General features: G+C 67.2%; 22 protein-coding genes. 11 read left to right on the top strand and 11 right to left on the bottom strand.

Annotation, left to right across the window (positions count from 1 at the left end):
• Positions 1-2: 2 nt before the first annotated feature.
• Complete coding sequence (locus tag U4012_RS30530; protein WP_321803110.1) at positions 3-1865, top strand: methyl-accepting chemotaxis protein; 1863 nt, start codon at positions 3-5, stop codon at positions 1863-1865.
• 102 nt (positions 1866-1967) lie between these two features.
• The gene (locus U4012_RS30525; RefSeq protein WP_321803174.1) at positions 1968-2756 is read left to right on the top strand and encodes a hypothetical protein; all 789 of its coding nucleotides are present in this window, start codon (positions 1968-1970) and stop codon (positions 2754-2756) included.
• Between the two features lie 144 nt (positions 2757-2900).
• On the opposite strand, the gene wecB is transcribed toward U4012_RS30525, so the two are convergent.
• Complete coding sequence (gene wecB, locus U4012_RS30520; RefSeq protein ID WP_044847575.1) at positions 2901-4118, bottom strand: non-hydrolyzing UDP-N-acetylglucosamine 2-epimerase; 1218 nt, start codon at positions 4116-4118, stop codon at positions 2901-2903.
• A 1272-nt stretch (positions 4119-5390) separates the two neighbouring features.
• Between wecB and glmS the strand changes: the two genes are divergently transcribed.
• The 4 genes from glmS to U4012_RS30500 all read left to right on the top strand — a co-directional run bounded on the left by glmS (position 5391) and on the right by U4012_RS30500 (position 9201).
• Positions 5391-7208 carry a glutamine--fructose-6-phosphate transaminase (isomerizing) gene (gene glmS / locus U4012_RS30515; protein WP_044847574.1) on the top strand — a complete coding sequence of 606 codons (1818 nt, stop codon included), beginning with the start codon at positions 5391-5393 and terminating at the stop codon, positions 7206-7208.
• A gap of 544 nt (positions 7209-7752) precedes the next feature.
• Positions 7753-7956, top strand: a complete 204-nt coding sequence (locus tag U4012_RS30510) for a cold-shock protein (RefSeq protein ID WP_321803106.1) — start codon at positions 7753-7755, stop codon at positions 7954-7956.
• Between the two features lie 280 nt (positions 7957-8236).
• On the top strand, positions 8237-8461 hold the full coding sequence (locus tag U4012_RS30505; RefSeq protein WP_044847573.1) for a hypothetical protein: 225 nt from the start codon (positions 8237-8239) through the stop codon (positions 8459-8461).
• 329 nt (positions 8462-8790) lie between these two features.
• On the top strand, positions 8791-9201 hold the full coding sequence (locus U4012_RS30500) for a TIGR02594 family protein (RefSeq protein WP_044847572.1): 411 nt from the start codon (positions 8791-8793) through the stop codon (positions 9199-9201).
• Between the two features lie 142 nt (positions 9202-9343).
• Here U4012_RS30500 and U4012_RS30495 read toward each other — a convergent pair whose 3' ends face one another.
• The 5 genes from U4012_RS30495 to U4012_RS30475 form a co-directional block, all read right to left on the bottom strand.
• Entirely contained in the window at positions 9344-10780 is a 1437-nt protein-coding gene (locus U4012_RS30495) for an efflux transporter outer membrane subunit (RefSeq protein ID WP_321803103.1), read from the bottom strand.
• A 16-nt stretch (positions 10781-10796) separates the two neighbouring features.
• Positions 10797-12371: a DHA2 family efflux MFS transporter permease subunit gene (locus U4012_RS30490; RefSeq protein WP_044847570.1), complete on the bottom strand. Its 1575-nt coding sequence runs from the start codon at positions 12369-12371 to the stop codon at positions 10797-10799.
• A gap of 13 nt (positions 12372-12384) precedes the next feature.
• A complete protein-coding gene (locus tag U4012_RS30485) occupies positions 12385-13473 on the bottom strand; it encodes an HlyD family secretion protein (RefSeq protein ID WP_124520327.1) in 1089 nt (362 codons plus the stop codon).
• A 61-nt stretch (positions 13474-13534) separates the two neighbouring features.
• Positions 13535-13966, bottom strand: coding sequence for a MarR family winged helix-turn-helix transcriptional regulator (locus U4012_RS30480; protein ID WP_321803098.1), 432 nt, complete (start codon positions 13964-13966; stop codon positions 13535-13537).
• A 107-nt stretch (positions 13967-14073) separates the two neighbouring features.
• Positions 14074-14994: a LysR family transcriptional regulator gene (locus U4012_RS30475; RefSeq protein WP_044847567.1), complete on the bottom strand. Its 921-nt coding sequence runs from the start codon at positions 14992-14994 to the stop codon at positions 14074-14076.
• A gap of 112 nt (positions 14995-15106) precedes the next feature.
• On the opposite strand from U4012_RS30475, the gene U4012_RS30470 reads away from it, so the two are divergent.
• From U4012_RS30470 to U4012_RS30460, 3 genes are all read left to right on the top strand, one after another.
• Positions 15107-15535 carry a MarR family winged helix-turn-helix transcriptional regulator gene (locus U4012_RS30470; protein ID WP_124488779.1) on the top strand — a complete coding sequence of 143 codons (429 nt, stop codon included), beginning with the start codon at positions 15107-15109 and terminating at the stop codon, positions 15533-15535.
• Between the two features lie 64 nt (positions 15536-15599).
• Positions 15600-16847: an aconitase X gene (locus tag U4012_RS30465; protein WP_044847565.1), complete on the top strand. Its 1248-nt coding sequence runs from the start codon at positions 15600-15602 to the stop codon at positions 16845-16847.
• Positions 16840-17289: an aconitase X swivel domain-containing protein gene (locus tag U4012_RS30460; RefSeq protein WP_321803094.1), complete on the top strand. Its 450-nt coding sequence runs from the start codon at positions 16840-16842 to the stop codon at positions 17287-17289. Before U4012_RS30465 ends, U4012_RS30460 begins: the two co-directional genes overlap by 8 nt.
• A 223-nt stretch (positions 17290-17512) precedes the next feature.
• Here U4012_RS30460 and U4012_RS30455 read toward each other — a convergent pair whose 3' ends face one another.
• Positions 17513-18595, bottom strand: coding sequence for an AraC family transcriptional regulator (locus U4012_RS30455; RefSeq protein WP_321803092.1), 1083 nt, complete (start codon positions 18593-18595; stop codon positions 17513-17515).
• 76 nt (positions 18596-18671) lie between these two features.
• On the opposite strand from U4012_RS30455, the gene U4012_RS30450 reads away from it, so the two are divergent.
• Positions 18672-20705, top strand: coding sequence for an NADPH-dependent 2,4-dienoyl-CoA reductase (locus tag U4012_RS30450; RefSeq protein ID WP_124520324.1), 2034 nt, complete (start codon positions 18672-18674; stop codon positions 20703-20705).
• 24 nt (positions 20706-20729) lie between these two features.
• Here U4012_RS30450 and U4012_RS30445 read toward each other — a convergent pair whose 3' ends face one another.
• Both U4012_RS30445 and U4012_RS30440 read right to left on the bottom strand, forming a co-directional pair.
• Complete coding sequence (locus U4012_RS30445; protein WP_044847560.1) at positions 20730-21140, bottom strand: DUF2471 family protein; 411 nt, start codon at positions 21138-21140, stop codon at positions 20730-20732.
• Between the two features lie 305 nt (positions 21141-21445).
• A complete protein-coding gene (locus U4012_RS30440; RefSeq protein WP_321803088.1) occupies positions 21446-22339 on the bottom strand; it encodes a LysR family transcriptional regulator in 894 nt (297 codons plus the stop codon).
• Between the two features lie 86 nt (positions 22340-22425).
• On the opposite strand from U4012_RS30440, the gene U4012_RS30435 reads away from it, so the two are divergent.
• Positions 22426-23211, top strand: a complete 786-nt coding sequence (locus U4012_RS30435) for an NAD(P)H-dependent oxidoreductase (RefSeq protein ID WP_321803086.1) — start codon at positions 22426-22428, stop codon at positions 23209-23211.
• A gap of 144 nt (positions 23212-23355) precedes the next feature.
• On the opposite strand, the gene catC is transcribed toward U4012_RS30435, so the two are convergent.
• Both catC and catA read right to left on the bottom strand, forming a co-directional pair.
• Entirely contained in the window at positions 23356-23646 is a 291-nt protein-coding gene (catC, locus tag U4012_RS30430; protein ID WP_044847557.1) for a muconolactone Delta-isomerase, read from the bottom strand.
• Between the two features lie 43 nt (positions 23647-23689).
• Entirely contained in the window at positions 23690-24592 is a 903-nt protein-coding gene (catA, locus tag U4012_RS30425; RefSeq protein WP_321803084.1) for a catechol 1,2-dioxygenase, read from the bottom strand.
• Between the last annotated feature and the right edge of the window lie 26 nt (positions 24593-24618).

Raw genomic sequence — 24618 nt, 5'->3', positions numbered from 1 at the left:
CCATGCATTTCTGGCGCAAGCTGTCCATTCAGAACAAGCTGATTCTCAGCATGACGAGTTGCCTGCTCGTGTTCGTCGCGATTTCGAGCGGGTTGAGCGTCCGTCTGATCGGCAACGCCGTGCGCGATCGCGTCGTCCGCGAGGAGCTGCCGACGGCCGTGAGCGGCATCCGCGCCGACGTGCAGCGGCAGATGGCCGGGCCGATTGCCGCGTCGCGCCTCCTTGCGCGCGATGCGTTCCTACTGCAATGGGAGGCCGACGGCGAGCCCGATGCCGGCACGCGCAGCTGGATTCAGCTCGCGAAGAACGTGAAGGACGAGCAGAAGGCGGCGTCCGTGCAGTGGGTGTCGGTGAAGAGCGGCAACTACTACAACGAAGCCGGCCTGCAGCGGAAGGTCACCGACAAGGATCGGTGGCTGACGGATTTCATCGCGTCGGGCAAGGCCTACGAGGTGAACATGGACCGCGAGGTCACGGCCGGCGGCTACATGATGTTCATCAACAGCCGGGTGGAACTCGACGGCGCGCCGATCGGCGCGACCGGCATGAGCCTGTCCGTCGACGCGCTCGCGAAGGGAATCGCCGCATACCGGATCGGCGACACCGGGTTTGCGTACCTCGTGCGGCCGGACGGCGCGATCATGATGCATCGCGATGCGTCGCTGATCGACGGCAAGCACTTCCTGAAGGACGAACCGGGCCTGCCTGGCGATGCATCGTCGACGCTGCTGGCCGGCAAGCCGTATGCGACGTTGAGCTACGACGGCGACGGCGGCGCGCGCTTCATCGCGACGTCGTTCGTTCCGGAGCTGAATGCGTACGTAGTCGTCGAAGTGCCGCAAGCCGAACTGCTCGGGCCGGCCACGCGTGCGATTCGCAGTGCCGCGCTCGTCGCCGCGATCGCGGGCCTCGGCGTCGCGCTGGTCGTGATCTGGCTGGTCGGGCGTGCGATCGCCGCGCCGATCCGCCGCGCGGCGACGCTGCTGTCGGACATCGCGAGCGGCCAGGGCGACCTGACGCGCCGGATGACGGTCGAAAGCCAGGACGAGATCGGCCAGCTGTCGGACGCGTTCAACCGTTTCGTATCGTCGTTGTCGACGCTCGTCCACCGGATCCGCGCGGCGTCCGCGTCGATTGCGACCGGGTCCGCGCAGATCGCGTCGGGCAATGCCGACCTCAGCGAACGCACCGAAGGGCAGTCGGGCAACCTCGAGCGGACGGCTTCGTCGATGGAGGAGATCACGGCGGTCGTGCGCAACAACACCGAAACCGCGACGACGGCCGCGCAGCTGATCACCGGCGCCGCCGACACGGCGACGCGCGGCGGGCAGGTCGTCGGCGAAGTCGTGACGACGATGGAGCAGATCAGCGATGCGTCGCGGCGGATCGCCGAGATCATCGTGATGATCGACGGCATCTCGTTCCAGACCAACATCCTCGCGCTGAATGCGGCGGTCGAGGCCGCCCGCGCCGGCGAGCAGGGGCGCGGGTTCGCGGTCGTTGCGGCGGAAGTGCGGAACCTCGCGCAGCGCAGCGCGCAGGCGGCGAAGGAGATCAAGGCGCTGATCGAGCACAGTGCGGGGACGGTGAGCACCGGGTCGCGGCTCGTCGGCGAGGCCGGCAAGGTGATGCGCGATGTCGTGTCGCAGGTGCAGGGCGTCAGCGCGATGATGAGCGAGATCGCCGAGGCGAGCCTGGAGCAGAGCGCGGGCATCGACCAGATCGGCGACGCGGTGCAGTCGCTCGATCAGATGACGCAGCAGAACGCGGCGCTGGTCGAGGAGAGCGCGGCGGCCGCGGAGAGCCTGAAGCAGCAGGCGGCGGATCTGACGCGCCTGGTATCGGCGTTCAAGGTAGATGAATAGCGTCCGCGCGACGTTAGAATGAACGCGTTTCTGGGGGACGGCTGCCGTGGGGATACGGTAGCCGTTTTCGCTGTCGGCGCGGGAATCGGTGACGTCATAAAAATGAAGCGCATTTCAAGACTGAAGATCGGGGTGGGGGCGGTGGTGGTCGCGGCGGTGTTCGCCGCGGTCGGGGCGAAGGTGATCGCATCGCCGGCGGATGCGTATCTTGCCTATCGGAAGCAGGCCGCGGCGGCCGTGGCGGCGGCCCGGATGGAGGATCGGGCGGGCCTCGACCGGCAGTACACGGCCGACGTGAACGCGCGGCTCGCCAAACTAATTGGCACGGTCAGGGCGCGAGGGTTCGTCGCGCAGGCCGAGGGCACGGTGCAGAGCGTCGGCCCCGTCGACGGGATGCCGCCGGGGCCGGACGGGTTGTCCTTCAAGTCGGACGACGGCAAGACGCATCTCGTCGTGACGACCGTTCCGCTGCTGAAGGCCTGGGCGAGCACGGCGGACGCCGGCATCAAGCCGACCGACGACGTCGCCGCGATGTTCGGCAACGAAACGCTTTACACGCACGTATTCAGCGACGACGCCGCCGCGTTTCGCTTCGCCGAGTTGCCCGTCAAGCGGCAGCCGGCCGACGGCGTGGTGAAGGCGTGGCTGCTGGGCGAAAGCCAGGACGGCGTGCCGGACGGGCCGAACACGCTGGCCGTGTCGGTCCGGCAGGGCCAACGCGTTTATATCCTGTGGCGGGGCGTGACGCTGCGCCCGGTCGCGGCGTGCGGCGCGGCGCGCGTGCCCGAGAACGCGCGGCAGGCGTGTTTCGCCAGGCAGGTGGGGACCCAGCGGATTTATCCGCGGCTGGTCGCGCAGGCGCAATCGATGGCCGATGCCGTGGTCCGATAGCGGGATAGCGGGCGGCAGAGACGGGTCGCAGCCGTCGATCGCACGGCGCGATTCGACGGCGCTGGACGGAGGTTCGCGTGCGACGATTGACGGTCGGCAACGTCGCGCGTCGCCGACCGTCGGCATGCCGTCCGGCGAGCGACTTCAACGCGAGCGCAACGCCTGCAACCCCAGGGTGAGCGGGTTGAACGGCATCTCCGCGGCGCCCATCGAAAAGCTCGTCGCCTTGGCGGTCGCCCCGGGCGCGTGCATCAGCGCATGAACGATCCGCTCGCTCGCATGGCCGTCACCGTACGGATTGCTCGCGCGCGCCATTTCCTCATACGCGCTGTCGCTGTCGAATAGCCGCGACGCCTCCCAGACGATCCGCTCCTGGTCCGTGCCGACGAGCCGCGCGGTACCGGCGTGGATCGCTTCGGGCCGCTCGGTCGTCTCGCGCGTGACGAGCACCGGCTTGCCGAGTGCCGGCCCTTCCTCCTGGATGCCGCCCGAATCGGTGATGATGAAGTGCGAGCGTGACATCAGGAATACGAACGAAAGATATTCCTGGGGTTCGATCAGGTAGATGTTCGGTACGCTGCCGAGCAGCGCGCGCGCCGGCTCGCGCACGTTCGGATTCAAGTGCAGCGGATAGACGAACTGCGCATCGGGATAGCGCTTCGCGAGCGTGCAGAGCGCCTCGCAGAAATGCCGGAACGGTTCGCCGAAACTCTCGCGGCGATGGCCGGTGATCAGCACGACGCGGCGCGACGCTTCGAGAAACGGAAAGTGTGCGGCGACCTTGTCGTTAAGCGCGCTATCGTGGTCGAGCATGCGCTTGACGTCGTGCAGCGCATCGATCACGGTGTTGCCCGTCATCACGACCGCACCCACCGGCACGCCTTCGCTGAACAGGTTGTCGCGCGCCTGGCCGGTCGGCGCGAAGTGCCATGACGACACCGCATCGGTCACGCGGCGATTCAATTCCTCCGGCCACGGCGACCAGATGTCGCCGCTGCGCAGGCCCGCTTCCACGTGCCCGACCGGCAGATAGCGGTAGAACGCCGCGATACTGACGGCCAGCGTCGTCGTCGTGTCGCCGTGCACCAGCACGACGTCCGGACGCAAGTCGTCGAAGACGGTCCCGATCGCCTGAAGAATGCCGGTCGTCACGTCGGTCAGCGTCTGGCTCTGACGCATCAGATTGAGATCGTAGTCGGGCTTGATGTCGAACAACGTGAGCACCTGATCCAGCATTTCCCGATGCTGGGCGGTCACGCATACGCGGGCATCGACATCCTTGCGCGCCTTCAGCGCGCGCACGAGCGGCGCCATCTTGATGGCTTCCGGTCGAGTCCCGAACACAAGCAAGATCTTTTTCATCGATGTCCTCGTTGAGCATCTTCGCGCCGGAAGATCCGGCGCCTGGCGCCAGGCATGGTTGCAGGCCACCCGTCCCGTCTCCGCATGTATCGGCGCCAGTCGCGCGACATGCAGCGGTATTGCGGGGCGAGCGCGCCGTTTTTGTCCGCGTGGTCTGCGCCACGCAATCGTCGAACTACGGCCGTCCCGTTGCACCTCGTCAATCACGTCATGAGCATTTCTCGCTGTGTCGATCGCCATGTCTGTCGGTCAGGCCGCGTACGTTTCCACGTCGCTGCGCGCCCGTACCCGTTCCTCCTTCCGATAGAGCAATATTCAAACCAGTGGCCCTGTGGCCGGCCCCGCTTCGCGCCGCACCGGTGGAATGCCAGGGAACGTTTCACAATTGCTACGAGCGCGATTGCGGCGCCCTGCCGCGATGGGGGTGAAAATCCGACCGTTCGCGCGATCGAGCCGGTCACGTCATGCGACGGATGGCGACTTGCGTCACGCGCTGGCTGCCGATCGAACCGCGTGCGCCGTGTCACGCGCCTCGGAGCGTTTCGACATGCGAGTTTTGTCCGGGCAACGTGGGGAACGTCGTCGGCTGCCACGAATTGCCTCCGTGCGAAGGATGGCCCTCACGCATCGCGGCGCGTGCATCGTCCGCACCAGACGATGCGAAACGTTGCGTATCTGTAACGACCGTCCGGAGCCGGCCGGCCATATCCGCAAGGCGGTTGGTCGATGTGTGCCGCGCCGCGCACGGGGCGTTGCCGGACAAGAGCCCTGCAACGACAGCCTGCAGCGGTCGACTTCGAGAAAGGGTGGCGCGCGACGTTTCGGTTCACTGAAGGCGGAAGATCCCGCTAGGGGGGAGGTGAACCCTGATTCACCGGTGAATCAAAAACACGCGATCCGTGCCGCGAGCCCGTCGATCGGGTACCCGCAGGCCATTGCATCACGGGGCAGGGCGATCCATGGCTCACCGCTTGCTTGTTTCAGGAGGACAGGCGTGCCCGTCCGAGTTCGAGCGACGACGGAAGGGCGGGGATACCGATACGACGAACCCGCCAGGCGCGACGACACGTGCCGGGCGGGCGGCGTGCAGGCCGCGCTTGACCACGCATCACGGCCGGTTGCCGACGCGATGGAGTGTGCCGGCCATTACGCCGATGCCGACCCGCTCGCTCCCGCCCATGCGGGTTCACGATGGCGAAGACAACGGTGACCGGATCGCGTTGATACAGCAGCGCACGGTCGATCAACGGAAACAGGGGAAGGAGACGTGTCATGTGTGGCATCGTCGGCGCGGTCGCGCAACGGAACATCGTTCCGGTTCTGATCGAAGGTTTGCGCCGCCTCGAGTATCGCGGCTACGATTCATGCGGCGTGGCGACCGTCGTCGACGGCCAGGCGCGCCGCGAACGCAGTGTGTCGCGCGTCGCCGATCTCGACGCGCACGTGCGCAGCGCCGGGCTGTCCGGCAGCACCGGCATCGCGCACACCCGGTGGGCAACGCACGGCGCGCCCGCCACCTGCAACGCGCATCCGATCTTCTCGCGCGACGAAATCGCGCTCGTGCACAACGGCATCATCGAGAATCACGAGACGTTGCGCAGGCAACTGTCCGACGAGCATTACCAGTTCGACGGCCAGACCGACACCGAGGTCGTCGCGCACCTGATCCACAGCAAGTATCACGGCGACCTGCTCGCCGCCGTGCGCGATGCGACGTCGCAGCTGCACGGCGCATACGCGATCGCGGTGTTCAGCAAGCACGAGCCGCAGCGGCTGATCGGCGCGCGGGTCGGCTCGCCGCTCGTCGTCGGCCTGAAGGACGACGAATGTTTCCTCGCGTCCGACGCGCTCGCGCTCGCCGGCATCACCGACCGCTTCATCTTTCTCGAGGAAGGCGACATCGTCGAGTTGACGCCGGGCGGCGTGCGCATTCTCGAACGCGGCGGCACGCCGGTCGATCGTCCGATCCAGACCGTCTCGTCGACGCAAGGCGCGGTCGAGCTCGGGCCGTACCGGCATTTCATGCAGAAGGAGATCTTCGAGCAGCCACGGGCCGTGGCCGCGACCATCCCCGATGCGGGGCTGTTCGATCCGGCGGCGTTCGGCCCGGATGCCGCGCGCGCGTTCGAGCAGATCGACAACGTGCTGATCCTCGCGTGCGGCACGAGTCACTATTCCGGCCTGACCGCGCGCCGCTGGCTCGAGACGATCGCGCGCCTGCCCGCGCAGGTCGAGATCGCGAGCGAATACCGTTACAGCGACGCGCTCGCGTTGCCGAATACGCTCGTGGTCAGCGTGTCGCAATCCGGCGAGACCGCCGACACGCTCGCCGCGCTCAAGTATGCGCAGGCGCTCGGGCATATCGATACGCTCGCGATCTGCAACGTGCCGACCAGCGCGATGATGCGGCAGACGAGCCTGCGGTTCCTGACGCGCGCCGGCCCGGAAATCGGCGTCGCGTCGACCAAGGCGTTTACCACCCAGCTCGTCGCGTTGTTCATTCTCGCGGTGACGCTCGGCCGGTTGCGCGGCTACGTCGACGATGCGCAGCTCGCGCGCTATGCGACGCAGCTGCGGCGGCTGCCGGGCGCGCTCGACGACGTGCTCGCGCTGGAGCCGCAGATCGAGCGCTGGGCCGCGGAATTCTCGCGGCACGAGAATGCGCTGTTTCTCGGGCGCGGGCTGCATTACCCGATCGCGCTCGAAGGGGCGCTGAAGCTGAAGGAGATTTCGTATATCCATGCGGAAGCGTATCCGGCCGGCGAGCTGAAGCACGGCCCGCTCGCGCTGGTGACGCACGCGATGCCGGTCGCGACGATCGCGCCGAACGACGCGCTGCTCGAGAAGCTCAAGTCGAACATGCAGGAAGTGCGGGCGCGGGGCGGTCAGCTGTACGTGTTCGCCGATGCCGATACGCGGATCGACGACAGCGAAGGCGTGTCGGTGATGAGGATGCCGGATTACTACGGGCTGCTGTCGCCGATCCTGCACGTCGTGCCGCTGCAACTGCTCGCGTATCACGCCGCGTGCCTGCGCGGCGCGGATATCGACAAGCCGAGGAACCTGGCGAAATCGGTGACGGTCGAGTGACGGGCGGGGCCGGCCGACGATTGCCGGCCGGCCCGCGCGGACGGTCAGCGCAAGGCCGCCGCCCGGGCCTTCACGATCTTGCCCCGCTGCAGCACGTACGCGACACGTTCGCCTTCTCCCGCGACGAGGCCGATATCGTCGAGCGGATTTCCGGCGAGCACGACGACGTCGTGGGCGCAGGAAATCGGAGGAGGCTGTCGACACGATACGGGCGGATCGAACGGAAACCGGAAGGCGGGAAAATCGTTGCCGATCGGCCCGTTCGTGCGGAGATCATGTGCAACGCGCGCCCGGCCAGGCCACGCGCGCCGTCAGTCAGGGCCGCATCGCTTCGCCCGAACAGCGGGTCGCGAGGTAAAACAGTTACAAGTTAGCCGTTGACGCGCATCTGCCCGGCGGTTAGTGTGTGCGTCGAAGTCCAAGAAGTCCGATTGCTGTTCATCAATTGCTCGCTCTCCTCAGCGGTATTCGTTGTCCTCTCCCTCCTTGATGCTTCACGCGCTCTCCAGCAGGGCAAATCTTCATTTTTTCTCAAGGAATCTTCATGGATACCGGTATCGTCAAGTGGTTCAACGACAGCAAAGGCTTTGGCTTCATCACGCCGGACAACGGCGGCGACGACCTGTTCGCTCATTTCTCGGAAATTCGTGCCGACGGCTTCAAGACGCTGGCTGAAAACCAGAAAGTGAGCTTCGAGACGAAGCAAGGCCCGAAGGGTCTGCAAGCGGCCAACGTCAAGCCGCTGTAAAGTCTGAAGGGCCCGGCCATCCCACGATGGGCGCCGGGCCGCAGCGACATCCGCACGGAGCTTGGTCTCGTAAAGTTGGCGCGCTCGTTCCCGGCTGCGTCTGCTCATTGAGCCGCCGACCAGGCGCCATACACCTCGCTGCACTTCGCTCCCCCTCCGGCCGCAGCGCCGTATTTTCGCTTTCCGACTGCTTCGGGTTCAGCTCGCAATGGCGTTGGATCGGCGCATCCGTGCACATTTCGCACGGCACGCGCGCAGTCGAACATTATTAAAATTAAAAATGCAAAACACACAAAATCATCAATACAACGGCTATGCCGTCCGGCCCTCGGCGCATCGTTTGCCCGATGGCAGTTTTTCAGCCAACCTGCTGCTCGAGCGCATCGATAGCGCGTCTGTCGAAGGCCGCTACCGGTTCTATTCGCTCGATTACTTCGCGAGTGAAGCGCAGGCATTGCGGCACTCGGAACGCTGGGCACGCAACTGGGTCGATACGCGCGGTTAAAGGCAGCGCCGTGGGACCGGATACCCGACGCATGTGAGTCGCCCGGGCGCGCAACAATGCGCGCCCGAACCTCGCGTGCGATCAATTCTGTACCTCCCGACTGGAGCCGCGCGCTCGATTCGGGTTACCGGATTTTCCTTTCGACGCCGGCGGCGCATGACGCCATCCCGGCGTCGAAGCGGGTGGCGTACTTGAGAGGCCTGGCCTGACCGAACGGTGGTGCCGACCTCCGCATCCGTGCGAAGATTGCACGCACATCACACTCGCCCGAGAACGACGTGACCCGAGCAAATCCTGAGCGCAACCCGGACGCCGCCGATCCGCCGTGGATGGCCGTCGCCCTGGCCGAACTCGGCATCCGCCGCCATCCGCCCGGCAGCGTGAACCCGCGCATCGTCGAGTACAACAACCGGACGAATCTGGTCGGCTACGACGACAAGATTTCCTGGTGCTCTTCGTTCGTCAACTGGTGCATGACGCACGCGGGCATTCGCGGCACCGGGTCGGCGCTCGCGCGTTCGTGGCTCGAATGGGGCCGCCCGCTGGACAGCCCGGTCTACGGCTGCATCGCGATCCTGACGCGCGACGATCCCGCGAGCTGGAAAGGGCATGTCGGGTTCTACTTGAGCCATGACGACGAGCACGTTCATCTGTTCGGCGGCAATCAGCTTGAAGAGGTACGCGAGCTTGCGTACCCGCTGAACGAAGTGATCGGTTACCGTTGGCCCGATGCGGGATGACCTCGTCCTCCGGCATACGCGAATTCGCAATCGCGCGGTTGGCGGCTTGCTTGATCGCGTTGTCGGTCGAATGCCCGGGATCGTGCGGCTGAAGAGCGGGGCCCCGGCACGTGTCGAGGCCGGCGCCGTATCGTGATCGCGCCTAGTTCTTCGCCACGGCTTCCACCTCGGGCCCACCGGCCGCATCATTCCTGCTCCACCCGCCCCCGAGCGAGCGATACAACGCGACCGCCGCCAGCGCATGCTCGCGCCTGAGCTGGTTGAGCGCGTCCGAATCCCGCAGATACACCTCCTGCGCCGACAGCACGTCCAGAAAATCCGTCGCGCCGCCCTTGTAGAGCTGGTTCGCCAGCCCGAGCGCCTTGTCCGAAGCCGCGAGCGCGCTGCCGAGCCGCTGCGTCGCTTCATCGCTGCTGACGAGGTTCGCGCGCGCATCCTCGACCTCGCGCAACGCCTGCAGCATCGTCTGCCGCAACCCGAGTTCAGACTCGCGCATCCGGCTTTCGCTCTGCGAGATATCGGCGGTAATCCGTCCCGCGTTGAAGATCGGGCTCGTCGCGCTCAGCGCCGCGCTGAACAGGTTGTCGGTCAGCGTCGGCAAGCCGAGATACGACGCGGCCAGAATCCCGTCCGTCAGGTTCAGCGAGAACTTCGGATACCGCTCGGCCTTCGCGACACCGACCTGTGCCGCGCGCCGCTCGACCTGTGCGTAAGCGGTCAGCACGTCGGGCCGGCGCAGCAGCGCCTGCGACGGCAGCGTGGCGGGCGACCCGGCCGGCGGCGCCGGAATCGCGCCGGCCTGCGCGAGCACGAGCCGGTCGACCGATTCGGGCGTGCGGCCCGAATACACGGCGATCAGGTTGAGCTGATGCGCGATCTGCGCCTGCGTCGGCGGAATCCGCGCCTCCAGCGCATCGAGCTGGTTCTGCGCGCGCGTGACGTCGAGTTCCGTCGACAGCCCGAACGCCTGCCGCTTGCGCGTGAGTTCGAGCGCATGCCGGCGGATTGCCGCGTTGTCCTGCAGGATCTTCAGTTCCTGCTGCGCCCAGCGCAGGTCGACATAGGCGGATGCCGCATCGGCCGCGAGCGCGAGCCGCATCGCGTCTTCCGCATGCTTTTGCCCGACCAGCTCGGCCTGCGCGGCCAGCAGGTCGAGCCGTTCGCCGCCGAACACGTCCGGCGACCAGCTCAGCGCGAGCCCCGCACCGGCCTGCCGCACGTAGCCGAGCGGCGGCGGAGTGTTCTGGCGCGCGTCGGACGCATGCGCGGTCGCGTCGAGTTCCGGCAGCAGCACCGCGCGCTTCTGCACGGTCAGCGCCTGCGCCTGCTTCACGCGTTCGGCGGCGGCCTGCAGATCGAGGTTGCCGTCGAGCACGGTCGCGATCAGCCGGTCGAGCACGGGGTCGTTGAACCGCGCCCACCACGCGGCGGCGTCGATGTCGGCGCGCGGCACGTCGGTGTCCCACGCGGCCGGCGCAAGCGACTGGACGGAATCGTGCAGCGCGGGATGCTGCGCGGGCTGCACCGCACACCCTGCGGCGAAGGCGCTGACGGCCAGCGCGACGAGTAGCTTTTTCATGATGACGACCTTGGCTTCAGTGCGCGTCCGGCGGCGGCGCGTTCAGGGTGATGGGACGGGAAAACGCGACGGCGACCAGCGCGACCACGAAGCACAGCGACAGCGCGTAGTACGCATCCGCGTAGGTGAGCGTCAGCGCTTCCCGATAGATCAGGCGGTGCAGGTTCGCGAGGCCGGCCTGCGCGGTATCCAGCGTGTTGCCGGCCACCGAGGTCCAGTACGCGGCCTGGCGGTCGAGCAGCGACGCGACTTGCGGCTCGCCGGCGCTCACATGCTCGTTCAGGCGCAGGTAGTGGAAGTTCAGCCGGTCGTTGAGCATCGTCGCGCTCACCGCGATGCCGATCGCACCGCCGAGGTTGCGCATCAGGTTGAACAGGCCGCTCGCCGATTTCAGTCGCGACTGCGGCAGCGAGCCCAACGCCATCGTCACGATCGGCGGCACGCTGAACTGCTGGCCGATGCCGCGCAGCGCCTGCGGCAGCAGCAGTTCCCGCCAGCCCCAGTCGTGCGTGATCGGCGTGTACAGGTAGCAGCCGAGGCCGAAGCAGATCAGCCCGAACACGAGCAGCGCGCGCATGCTGAAGTAGCGCGCGGCGAATGCATACGCGCAGAGCGCGAGCAGCTGGAACGCGCCGACCGACAGCAGCGCGATGCCGATCTGCAGCGAACTGAACGCCCGCACCTGCGCGAGAAACAGCGGCGTCAGGAACACGGTGACGAAGATCCCGATACCGGTCACGAACGACAGCAGGCTGCCGATCCCGAAGTTGCGCACGGCGAGCGCGCGCAGGTCGACGATCGGGTCTTCCGCGGTCAGGGCGTGCACGATGAACAGGAAGCCGCAGATGGCGGAGATCCACGCGCAGAACACGATCACGTGATCGCCGAACCAGTTCTTGCGCGGGCCTTCCTCGAGCACGTATTCGAGGCAGCCGAGGAAGCCCGACATCAGCACGATGCCGAGATAGTCGCCGCGCTTGACGAGGCTCAGGTCCGGTGCGTCGATGTGCACGTAGCGCGGCACGAGCGCGGCCACCGCGATGCCCGGCACGAGGTTCAGGTAGAACAGCCAGTGCCACGACCATTGATCGGTGATCCAGCCGCCGATCACCGGCCCGATCGCCGGCGCGAGCGATGCGAGCGCGCCGATCGTCGTCGACGCGATCAGCCGCTGCTTGCCCGGGAACAGCACGAACGCGGTCGTGAACACGGTCGGGATCATCGCGGCGCCGAGCGCACCCTGCATCCCGCGGAACAGGATCATCGAGTTGATGTCCCACGCGAGCCCGCACAGCATGCTCGTGATCGTGAAGCCGACCGCCGACGCGGTGAACAGCCAGCGCGTCGACATCACCTTCGACAGCCAGCCCGACATCGGGATCACGATGATCTCGGCGATCAGGTAGGCCGTCTGCACCCACGACAGCTCGTCCTGGCTCGCGGAGAGCCCGCCGCCGATGTCGCGCAGCGACGACGCGACGATCTGGATGTCGAGCGTCGCCATGAAGAAGCCGACGCACATCAGCGCGAACGCGAAGACGCGCTGCCTGGTCGGTTGCGACGCGGGGTCGCCGGAAATCGCGGTGGTCATCGCAGGCTCCCGTTCAGTTCGCGTGGTCGGTATGCACGGTCACGACCGCGGAGAGACCGGGGCGCAGCACGTGCTCGATGCCCGGCTGCGGATCGAGATGCACGCGCACCGGCACGCGCTGGACGATCTTCGTGAAGTTGCCGGTCGCGTTCTCGGGCGGCAGCACGCTGAAGGTCGCGCCGGTCGCGGGCGCCAGGCTGTCGACGCGGCCGTGGAGGCGCGTGCTCGACGCATCGAGCGTGACGTCGACGCGATCGCCTGAGTGCATCTTGCGCAGCTGGTCTTCCTTGAAGTTCGCGTCGATCCACAGCCCGGCCGCGGGCACGACCGTCAGCAGCGGCACGCCGACGTTCGCGAGCATCCCGACGCGGCCCGTGCGGTTGCCGACGTAACCGTCGACCGGCGAGCGGATCGTCGTGTACTCGACGTTCAGCGCCGCGACGCGTTGCGCGGCGAGCGCCGTGTTCACGCGGGCCCGCGCATCGGCGAGCTGCGCGCCGAGCACGTCGAGCTGCCGCTTCGACGCGAGCAGCGCGGCGTCGCTGCGTGCGACGGCCGCATCCGCCTTCGAGTAATCGGCGTCCGCGCGCTCGACGATCTGGTTCGATACCGCATCGGATTTCACGAGCTCGCGGTAGCGCACGCGATCGGACGACGCGCGCGTGAGCTCGGCCGACGACGCATTCCGGTCCGCCGCATGCTGGCCGATCACCGCGTATTGAAGTTGCTGCTTCGCTTCGAGTTCGGCCACCGCGGAGCGCGCGCTGTCGACTTCCGCGCTCGCCTGCGCGAGCTTCGCATCGTAGTCGCGCGCATCGAGCTGCACGAGCACGTCGCCGGCCTTCACGCGCTGGTTGTCGGTCACGAGGATCTTGTCGACGAAACCGTTCACCTTCGGTGCGAGCACCGTCACGTCGCCGCCGACATACGCATCGTCGGTGCTCTCCTGGAAACGCAGCACGAACAGCCAGTCGAGCGCCGCGGCCGCGACCGCGACGACGACGGCGGCCACCGCGATCCGCATCCACGGCACGCGGCGCTGCTTTGCCGGCCGGTCGGTTGTGGCTGCCTCGCGGGAGGCAGCGGCTTGGGTCGTTTCCATCGATTCACCTATGTATATGCACTTATTGAAACGACCGACGACGCGTCGCCGATCGGGGAAGTTAGCGTTCCGGCAGGTTGTGCGTGATCCGGAACAATTCGTCTCTGAGGCGGGCCGCCTGCGCCGGTCCGAACCGCTGCTCGAACGCTTCCTGCGCGGCGAGCCAGTGCACATGCGCGTCGGCGATCTTCGTTTCGCCGTGCGCGGTCAGCACGAACGTCTGGCGCCGGCAACGCGGCTCGAGCCGGCCCGTGACCAGCGCCGCGCCGACCAGCGGCTTCAGCGCGCGCAACAGCGCGGTGCGCTCGATCACCAGCACGGCCGACAGCGTCGCCATCGTCAGGCCCGGACGCTCCCGCAGCAGCGCGAGAATGCTGTACTGCGACGGCGTGACGCCCGCCCGCGACAGGTAGCGCTCGTAGAACTGCGAGATTCGCCGGGCGGCTTGCCGGACCGCGAAACAATCGTCATCGATAAGCGTGGACTTGTGCATGTGCACATATTAGGTGCCCACGCGATGCGAAGCGAGCGGCGAGACAGGATCAGATTGGTGCCGTGGCTGTACCAATCGGCGGTGGAAAGGTGCGTTTGCGCGCCGGATCAGGCCGCGGCCGGAACAATCGAGCCTTCGCGGTCGTAGTACGCGGCCGTGTAGTCGATGAACGCCTTGACCTTCGCGGGCAGCAGCGCGCGGTTCGCGTAGGCGAGCTTGATTTCCACGAACGCGTCGACGAGATCGGCGCCTTCGAGCAACTGCACGAGCGCGCCCGACGCGAGTTCGGCTTCGACGAGCGCTCTCGGCACCACGCCGATGCCGAAGTCGTGCATCACCATTTCGCGGTTGAAGACGGGGCTGTTCGACGAGACGTCGAAGCTCAACGGCACGGTCAGCGTGTCGCCGTCGACGCGGAACGACAGCGCGGGCCGGCGCAGCGACGGCGACATCGGCACGAACATGTGGCCGGCGAGCTCGGCCGGCGTTTCGGGACGCGGATGCGCGCGCAGGTAGGCGGGCGTCGCGACGATCACCACCGGAATGCGTTCGATCAGCCGCACGACGGTCGTCTCGCTCGTCAGCATGTACGGCACGACGATGCCGATGTCATAGCCTTCGCCGACGAGGTCGACCGGGCGCTCGGTCAGCGTGACGTCGAGCCGCACCTTCGGATGCGCGGCCTTGAAACCGGCGATCAGCGGCACGAGCCGGTTCAGCGCGGCCGTCGTGTGCGCGACGAGCCGCAGCAGTCCCTCGGGCTCGCGCGTGTACGACTGCGCCTGCGCTTCCAGCGAGTCGAGCTCGTCGAGCACCGCCGCGCATCGCTCGTAGATGCGCTCGGCGGTTTCGGTCAGCGAGACCTGGCGCGTGGTCCGGTGCAGCAGGCGGCTGCCGAAGCGCGCTTCCAGATCCGCGACCGCCCGCGACACGACCGGCCGCGCGAGGCCGTGCATGTCGGCCGCGCGCGTGAAGCTGCGCATTTCGACCACCGACCGGAAGATCCGCAGCTTGTCGATGTAGTCCATGTCCGTCTCCTCGAAGCGATGGCGCGGCGCCGGATGCGCGCGGCCGGCGCCGGCCCTTGTTACGGCCGAGTGTACATTGACTTTATGCATATGCACATTTAAATTGCCGGTCATGAACGACATCCAGATGGCCCAGGCCTGCAATTGCCTCGCGCTGCGTCAGGCGGCGCGCTTCGTCACGCAACTCTACGAGCGGCATCTGGCCCCGGTCGGCGTCACGGCCGCGCAGTTCTCGATCATGGCGAACCTGTCGCGCCGGCCCGGCCTGTTGATGAGCGAACTCGCCGATCGGCTGGTGATGGACCGCACGACGCTGTTGCGTGCGCTGAAGCCGCTGCAGCGCGACGGCTTCGTCGCCGCGGCCGCGGCCGAGCACGACGCCCGCGCGCATGCGCTCAGCCTGACGAAGCTCGGCGAGCGCACCTACGCGCAGGCGAAGGTCGCGTGGCAAGCCGCGCAGGACGAGTTCGAGACGCAATTCGGCCAGGGCCGCGCCCAGGCGTTGCGCGACGAGTTGTTCAGCCTGACGGCACAGCGCTAGGCGCGACGCGCGGTAGTATGACAAAAGCGATCCGGATCCACCGGACGAGACACGAGGAGCCCCCATGTTGCAGTTGAGCGAACGCGACGACGCGATGTTGCGCGGCGCATTCGGCGACGGCGTCGCGCGCGCGATGCGGATCGTCGCGCGCACGGCCGAGGTCATGTCGGCGCCGCACCTGATCGACATCACGTCCGCGCATATCGACGGCTGTCTTTACCACGGCCGGACCAGCCTCGACTTCGTCGAGTATTTCGTCGACACCGGCGCGCGGGTCGCGGTGCCGACCACTTTGAACGTCGGGTCGCTCGACCTGATCCATCCCGAGCTGTATCACGGCGACCGCGCGATCCAGCGCGACGCGCAGCGCCTGATGGATGCGCATCTGCAGCTCGGCTGCGAATCGAGCTTCACGTGTGCGCCGTATCAGCTGAAGAATCGTCCGCGCCTGGGCGAGCAGATCGCGTGGGCGGAATCCAATGCGATCGTGTTCGCCAATTCGGTGCTCGGTGCGCGCACCAGCCGCTACGGCGACTTTCTCGACCTGGCCGCCGCGATCACCGGGCGCGCGCCGTATGCGGGGCTGCACGTCGAAGCGAATCGCGCGGCGCGGATCGTGTTCAACGCGCCGGACTTCGGCAAGCGGCCCTCGCGCGACATCTATTTCGCGGCGCTTGGGCTTCTGATCGGCCGGATCGCCGGCGCGACCGTGCCGGCGATCGTCGGGCTGCCCGCGGACACCACCGAAGACGAACTCAAGGCGCTCGGCGCGGCTGCCGCATCCAGCGGGGCGGTTGCGCTGTTCCATGCGGTGGGCGTCACGCCCGAGGCGCCGACGCTCGACGCCGCGTTGCACGGGCGGGCGGCGCAGCGCACGGTCGATGTCGCGATGGCCGATCTCGACGAGATCCGCCGCACGCTGAACCACGGCGCGGCCGGCGATGCGCTCGTCGCGGTCGCGCTCGGCACGCCGCACTTCTCGCTGGCCGAGTTCCGCACGCTCGACGCGCTGCTCGATCAGTTCGACGGCCGGCCGAAGTGCGATTTCTACGTGAACACGAGCCGCTTCATCCTGTGGGAGCTGGGCGAGCTCGGGCTCGCCGGCAAGTTCGACGCGCGCGGCATCCAGATCGTCGTCGATACCTGCACGTACATCACGCCGGTCATGAAACAGCTGTCGGGTCTGGTGATGACCAACTCGGGGAAGTGGGCGTCGTATGCGCCCGCGAACATCGGCGTCACGGTGGCGTACGGCAGCATGCGCGAATGCGTGCGTTCCGCGTTCGAAGGAAAGGTGCGATTCGATGACTGATGCAACGAGCGGGAAACTGACGGGCGACACGCTCGTGCCGGGCAGCGCATGCGCGAAGACGATCGTGCTCGACAAGCCGCTCAGCTTCTGGGGCGGCTACGACTCGGGGGCGGGGCGGATCGTCGATCGCGGGCATCCGCAGGCGGGCGCGAGCCTCGCCGGCCGGATCATGGTGATGCCGCACGCGAAAGGCTCGAGTTCGAGCAGCAGCGTGCTCGCGGAAGCGGTGCGCAACGGCACGGGGCCGGTCGGGATCGTGCTGAAGGAGCGCGACCTGATCATCTCGATCGGCGCGATCGTCGCCGCCGAGCTGTATGCGATCGCGGTGCCGGTGGTGTGCGTGACGGACGACGTGTACGACGCGATCGTCGCCGCGAACGGCGAGGTGCGGATCGAGGCGGGTGAGGGCGACGGCGGTGCGTGGATCTTCGTCGACGGTTGACGGGCAGCGCCTAGTTCCGTTTCACGTCGGCGATGCGGGGCGATACGGGCGACGGAGCGTGAGCGCGTGCTTGCTTTTGCGACCGCAACCGATGCGTCGAGCGCCGTTCCATTGACTTGGACGATACGCGTGCGCGGTGACCTTCGGGTGCCGGTGCATGCGCGCGTGCCAACCCCGCGACCGGGACGTTGCGTCTGCCCGGCGCCGGCGCGCGCTTTCCGGCTTACTCGCTCGCCGGGTCGCCGGCCGCTTCCCGATACGCACTCGGCGTCTGCCCGGCCCAGCGCCGGAATGCGCGCGTGAAATTCGCCGGGTCGGTGAACTGCAGCCGCTCGGCGATCGTCTTCAGGTCGAGGTCCGACGCGCAGAGCAATTGCTTCGCATCGCGAAACCGCGCTTCGTCGAGCAGTTGCCGATAGCTCGACCCGGCGTCCTCGAGCCGGCGCCGCAACGTGCGCGTCGATACCAGCAGCGCGTCGGCGAGCGCCTCCGGGCTCGAATAGTCGCCGGCCGTTCGCGCCAGTTCCGCGCGCACGCGCTCGACGAGATCGCCTTCCTCCTGGCGTACCTGCGCATACTCGCGCTCGACCTGCACCAGCGCCTGCCGGTGCGCGACTTCGTCGGCGAGCGGCAGCGGCCAGTCGAGCACGTCGTGCGCGATCCACAGCGCGTTCGCCGCGCAGCCGAATTCGACCGGCGGCAACTGGTCGCGATAACGCGCGAAATAACCGGGCTCGGGCCACGTGAAGCGCAGCACGATCGGCGGCGACACGCGTCCGGACCACTGCGAGATGTTCTGCGCGAGCCCCGTCAGCACGAACTCGAACATCACGTGATGCTGCAGCACGGGGCTCGCCTGCACGCCGTGCAGTTCGAGCGTCGCGCCGTGCGCGTCCTCCGCGTAGGTCAGCCGATATTGGCGGTTGCGCATCCGGAAGTAGCGCTGCGTGACGACCAGCGCTTCCCGGATGTCCCGCGCGGTCAACGTCGCATAGCCGAGGAAGCCGTGCACGGTCGGCTTCAGCAGCAGCCCGAACGCGAGCCCGATGCCCGGATCGCCGCCGATCTCGATCGCGTTGAGCACGAGCCGGCCCCATTGCGACGGCGCGACGCGCGCGTCCGGTTCGGCCAACACTGCATCGCGCAGCCCGGTGCCCGCGCGCACCGCGGCCAGGTCGACGCCGCGTGCGGCCAGCGCCTGCAGCAGCAGGCGCGTATAGGCGACCGGAATCGTCGGCCGGCGTAGCCCGAGGTGATCCTTGCGAGACGGGGAGGTCATGTCGATTTGGCCGGAAATGACAAGCATTATGGCTGTTTGCCCCCTCACGTTCAAGGCGGCGCGCGGCCTACGATGACACGCATCGCTTACCGGCAGGATCATCATGACGACTTCGTTTCCCCATCTGCTCGCGCCGCTCGACCTCGGCTTCACCACGCTGAAGAATCGCGTGCTGATGGGGTCGATGCATACGGGCCTCGAGGACAGCCGCAAGACGCTGCCGCGGCTCGCCGACTATTTCGCCGAACGCGCGCGCGGCGGCGTCGGCCTGATCGTGACCGGCGGCTTCGCGCCGAACGTGGCCGGCTGGACCAAGCCGTTCGGCGGCACGCTGATGACGTCGGCCGGCGCGCGGCGCCATCGCGTGATCACCGACGCCGTGCATGCGGACGACGGCAAGATCGCGCTGCAGATCCTGCATACCGGCCGCTACGGCTACCACCCGTTCGCGGTCGCGCCGTCGAAGATCAAGTCGCCGATTTCGCCGTTCGCGCCGCGCGAACTCAGCGCAAGCGGCGTGGAGCGGCAGATTCGAGCATTCGTCCGCTGCGCGCAGCTCGCGCGCGAGGCCGGTTACGACGGCGTCGAGATCATGGGCTCCGAGGGCTACCTGATCAACCAGTTCATCTCGATGCATACGAACAAGCGCACCGACCAGTGGGGCGGTTCGTACGAGAACCGGATCCGCCTGCCGATCGAGATCATCGAGCGCACGCGCGAAGCGGTCGGGCGCGACTTCATCCTGATCTACCGGCTGTCGATGCTCGACCTGATTCCCGACGGCAGCGACTGGAGCGAGACCGTGCAGCTCGCGAAGGCCGTCGAGCGCGCGGGCGCGACCATCATCAACACCGGGATCGGCTGGCACGAGGCACGCGTGCCGACGATCGCGACGTCGGTGCCGCGCGGCGCGTTCGCGTGGGTGACGAAGAAGATGAAGGGCGAGGTCGGCATTCCGCTCGTGACGACCAACCGGATCAACCGGCCGGAAGTGGCCGAGCAGATTCTCGCGGACGGGTGCGCGGACATGGTGTCGATGGCGCGCCCGCTGCTCGCGGATGCCGAGTTCGTCGTCAAGGCCGCGCAGGGCCGCGCCGACGAGATCAATACCTGCATCGGCTGCAACCAGGCGTGTCTCGACCACGCGTTCAGGAACAAGATCGCGTCGTGCCTGCTGAACCCGCGCGCCTGCCACGAGACCGAGCTGATCTATACGCGCGTGCAGCAGCCGAAGCGCATCGCGGTGGTGGGCGCCGGGCCGGCCGGGCTTGCATGCTCGACCGTGCTCGCGCAGCGCGGCCACCACGTCGACCTGTTCGACGCGGCGCCGGAGATCGGCGGCCAGTTCAACATGGCGAAGCGGATTCCGGGCAAGGAGGAGTTCGACGAAGCGCTGCGTTATTTCGGCCGGCAGGTCGAGCTGACCGGCGTGAACCTGCACCTGAACCGCCGCGTCGATGCGAGCGAACTGATCGCGGGCGGCTACGACGAGATCGTGCTCGCGACCGGCGTGGCGCCGCGCGACCCGAAGATTCCCGGCCAGGACGGGCCGAACGTGCTCAGCTATATCGACGTGCTCGCCGGCAGGCAGCCCGTCGGCCGGCGTGTCGCGGTGGTCGGCGCGGGCGGCATCGGCTTCGATGTCGCCGAATATCTGGTGCAGGACGGCGAGTCGCCGACGCTCGATCTGGAAGAGTGGAAAGCGGAGTGGGGCGTGACCGATCCGGCCGCGACGCGCGGCGGCGTGACGCGCGCGCAGGTCGCGGCGCCCGCTCGCGAAGTGACGCTGCTGCAGCGCAAGGCCGCGCCGCTCGGCAAGGGGCTCGGCAAGACGACCGGCTGGATTCACCGCGCGACGCTGAAGATGAAGCAGGTGAAGATGATCGGCGGCGTGAACTACGAACTGATCGATGCGCGCGGGCTGCACGTGTCGTACGGCGAGCAGCGCACCGATCACGAACTGATCGAAGCCGACACGATCGTGTTGTGCACGGGGCAGGAGCCGCAGCGCGCGCTGTTCGCGCCGCTGCAGGCGGCCGGACGCTCCGTGCATCTGATCGGCGGCGCGGAACTGGCGGCCGAGCTCGATGCGAAGCGTGCGATCGATCAGGGCGCGCGGCTCGCGGCGCGGCTGTGACGGTACGGCCGCGAGGCGCCGCCGTCACTCCATCTCGACGCGTTGTGTCTCGCGCTCTTCCGCTTCCAGCATCGCCTTGACGATCAGATAGACGGCGGGCAGATCGTCGTCGTCGCGCTTCCAGTCGACGGCTTCCTCGACGTCCGCGGCGACCATCCGGCTGTCGCGCAGCCGGATGAAGGCGTCGACGACCATCGGATCGTTACGGTTCAGGAAGCCGGTGTTCGAGAACGCCAGCTCCTCGACATTCAGCAGTGCCTGCCAGCTCATCGTGCGGACGGCGGCCGGATGGCTGCGGCGCCGCAAGCCGAGCGCCCGCTGTGCGGGGCCGCCGACGACACGCTGAAGATCGACGACCGCTTGCCGCGCGGCACGCTCGAAGTGGACGGGGTTGAAGCCGGGTTGCTCGGGATCGAATGCGGATGACTGGAACATGGTCGCCTCACAAAAGTCCGTCCGTCATGGGTGACGGAATTCGGGTCAAATGGTACAAAAGCACTGTAAATATATACAGTGTTCGAGGCGGTTTCAAGTGCTGAATGATTGTGTTCGTGCGGCGACCGGCTTCGGGCGGGCGGATTCGGGCGAGCGGCGAGGGCGGTCGGCGAAGGCGGCCGACGCATGAAGCCGCATTAGTAAGAAGCCCGCTTCTGCTCCGTGCTCTTCGCTGCATCGCGCTGCGCACGTCGTGTCTCGGAACCTCGCGGTGGCCTCACTGCGCCGACCGCCCGTCTGGCGAGCTACACCGACGCGGCAATCGTCTCCCGCAGCCATCGATGCGCCGGATCGCGATGCACGCGTTCGTGCCACAGCATCGACATCTCGTAGCCGGGCACCTCGACCGGCGCCTCCACGACGCGCAATGCGGGCGTATTGCGCACCAGCCGCTCGGGCAGCATCGCGACGAGGTCCGTGCCGGCGACGGCCGTCATCACGAACAGGAAATGCGGCACCGACAGCACCACGCGCCGCGTGGCGCCGGCTTTGGCGAGCGCTTCGTCGGTCACGCCGAAGAAGCCGCCGCCGTCGGGCGACACGATCACGTGTTCCAGCGCGCCGAACTGCGCGAGCGTCGGGCGGCGCTTCAGTTTCGGATGACCGGCGCGGCCGACCAGCACGTAACGCTCGACGAACAGCGGCAGGCGACGCATCCCTTCCGGCGAACCTTCGGTCGTATGGAAGGCCAGGTCGATACCGTTTCGCTCGGCGTCCTGCTCGATGCGCGGCGGCACGAGTTCGACGACGGCGAGGCGCGTCGCGGGCGCGGCCGAGCGCAGCGTGTTCAGCGCGGGTAGCACGATCGTCGATTCGCCGTAGTCGGTTGCGGCCACGCGCCACGTGTTCGTCGCGGTTGCCGGATCGAACGGCGTGGCCGTCAGCACCGCGCGTTCGACTGCTTCGAGCGCATCTCGCAGCGGCTCGCGCAGCGTTTCCGCGCGCGCGGTCGGCCGCATCCCGCGCGGCCCCGGCAGCAACAGCGGATCGCCGAACAGGTCGCGCAGTTTCTGCAGCTGCACGCTGACCGACGGCTGCGACATGTTCAGTTTCTCGGCCGCCCGCGTGACGTTGTGCTCGGCGAGCAGCACGTCGAGCGTGACCAGCAGGTTCAGATCCAGTCGTCTGAGATTGTTCACGGCTATACCTGGAATATCGGGAATTCATTTCCAATATACCGATGGCGGCAGCATCCTGCAGTCATTCCATCAACGGAGCAGTGAACATGAACGTGCTGATCGTCTACGCCCATCCCGAACCGCGCTCGCTGAACGGTGCGTTGCGGGATTTCGCGGTCGAGCATCTCGAAGCGGCAGGCCATGCCGTGCAGGTGACCGATCTGTATGCGATGAACTGGAAGGCCGTGTTCGACGCGGATGACGTGACCGACCGTGCGCCCGATGCGCGCTTCGATCCCGCACGCGATTCGAAGCGCGCGTTCGAGACGGGCACGCAGCGCGACGACATCGCGCGCGAGCAGGACAAGCTGAAGTGGGCCGACGCGGTGATCCTGCAGTTTCCGCTGTGGTGGTTCTCGATGCCGGCGATCATGAAGGGCTGGGTCGAGCGCGTGTATGCGTACGGCTTCGCGTACGGCGTCGGCGAGCATTCCGACCTGCACTGGGGCGACCGTTACGGCGAAGGTTCGCTGGCCGGCAAACGGGCGATGGTGATCGTCACGACGGGCGGCTGGGAGTCGCATTACAGCGCGCGCGGCATCAACGGGCCGATCGACGACGTGCTGTTCCCGATCCAGCACGGGATTCTGTATTACCCGGGGTTCGACGTGCTGCCGCCGTTCGTGATTTACCAGACGCACCGGATGGACGACGGGCGCTTCGACGAAACGCGTGCGGCGCTCGGCAAGCGTCTCGACGAACTGTGGAGTGCGCAGCCGATTCCGTTCCGGCGACAGAACGCGGGCGACTACGACATTCCGGCGCTGACGCTGAAGGCGGAAATCGCGCCGGGGACGGTCGGGTTCGCGGCGCATCTGGCGAGCGAGCGGTGATCGTCACTGCATCGTCGTGACGCGGGGCGCCACCTGAACCCGGCGGCTGTGCAAAACGTCACGGGCGGCCGGCGAGAAAATCGCCGGCCGCCCGGGGCGTGCTTCGCGCGGCCGTTCGATAACGCCGCGCTTCACATTCACTGCTTACCGATCATCCTCCCGCACCGAAGAAGGATGCCGGCACAGCGCCCGCACTTCCATCTCCATATACGGAAACAACGGCAGCTGACTCAACAGGTCGTGCAGCTGCTGCACGCTCTCGACGTCGAAAATACTGACGTTCGCATACTTCCCCGCGATCCGCCACAGATGCCGCCAGACGCCTTCGTTCATCAGCCGCTGGCACATCGCCTTCTCTTCGGCCTTCAGCGTGGCCGCCTTGACCGGATCCATGTCCGCCGGCAGGCGGACGGTCATTTCCACATGAAACAGCATCCTGCGCTCCTTGCGTTGTCGATTCGCCGAACGGGACGGCCGCTCAGGCCTGCGCCCGCACCCGTTCGACTTCGCTCGCCGGCACGTCCTGCTTGTCCTTGAGCAGCGAGAAATCGAAGTCGATCAGCGCGAACTGCCCGTCGACGCCATACGGCTTGCCTTCCGTGCCCTCGGCCTGCCTGATCTTCGGGATCAGCCCTTCGCGGGTCGCGAATGCGAAGTCGTCCCAGATATGCGGATCGCCTTCGATGTTGATCTGCGTCGTCAGCTTACGATATCCGTCCGCGGAAACGAAGAAGTGGATGTGCGCCGGACGATGGCCGTGGCGGCCGAGCTGGTCGAGCAGTTGCTCGGTCTTGCTGCCCGGCGGCACGCTGTAGCCGACCGGCAGCACGCTGCGGAAGCTGTAGCGGCCCTCGGCATCGGTGCGGATCGAGCGGCGCAGGTTGAACGCCGGCTGCGACTGATCGAAGTACGAGTAGTTGCCCAGATGGTTCGCGTGCCATACCTCGACGAGCGCATTCGCGATCGGCGTGCCGTCCTGACCGAGCACCTGGCCGCGCATGATCAGCGTCTGGCCCGGATCGGTGCCGTCGTCGAGACGCGCATGGCCGACCGATTCCGGTGCGCCCGCGACATACAGCGGCCCTTCGATCGTGCGCGGCGTGCCGCCGTGGAAGCCGGCCTTCTCCTCGGCCTCGTCCATCCGCACGTCGAGGAAGCGCTCGAGGCCGAGGCCCGCGGCGATCAGCCCGAATTCACGGCCGGCTTCGTTCAGGTAGTTGAGCGCGGTCCAGAACTCGCTCGGCTGCACGTCGAAATCCTCGATCGTGTAGCAGAGGTCCTTCACGATCCGGTTGACGATCGCGCGCACGCGCGGATTGCCGGGCTTTTCCGCGGCGTCGTCGAAGGTCTTCAGCAGGGCGTCGATGGCTTGCTTGTTCATCTGTGTCTCCGGTTTCGGTTGTCGTG

The organism is Burkholderia sp. BCC1988 (genome assembly GCF_905339895.1).
Classification (GTDB): domain Bacteria; phylum Pseudomonadota; class Gammaproteobacteria; order Burkholderiales; family Burkholderiaceae; genus Burkholderia.
This window is presented reverse-complemented; position numbering and strand designations above follow the sequence as displayed.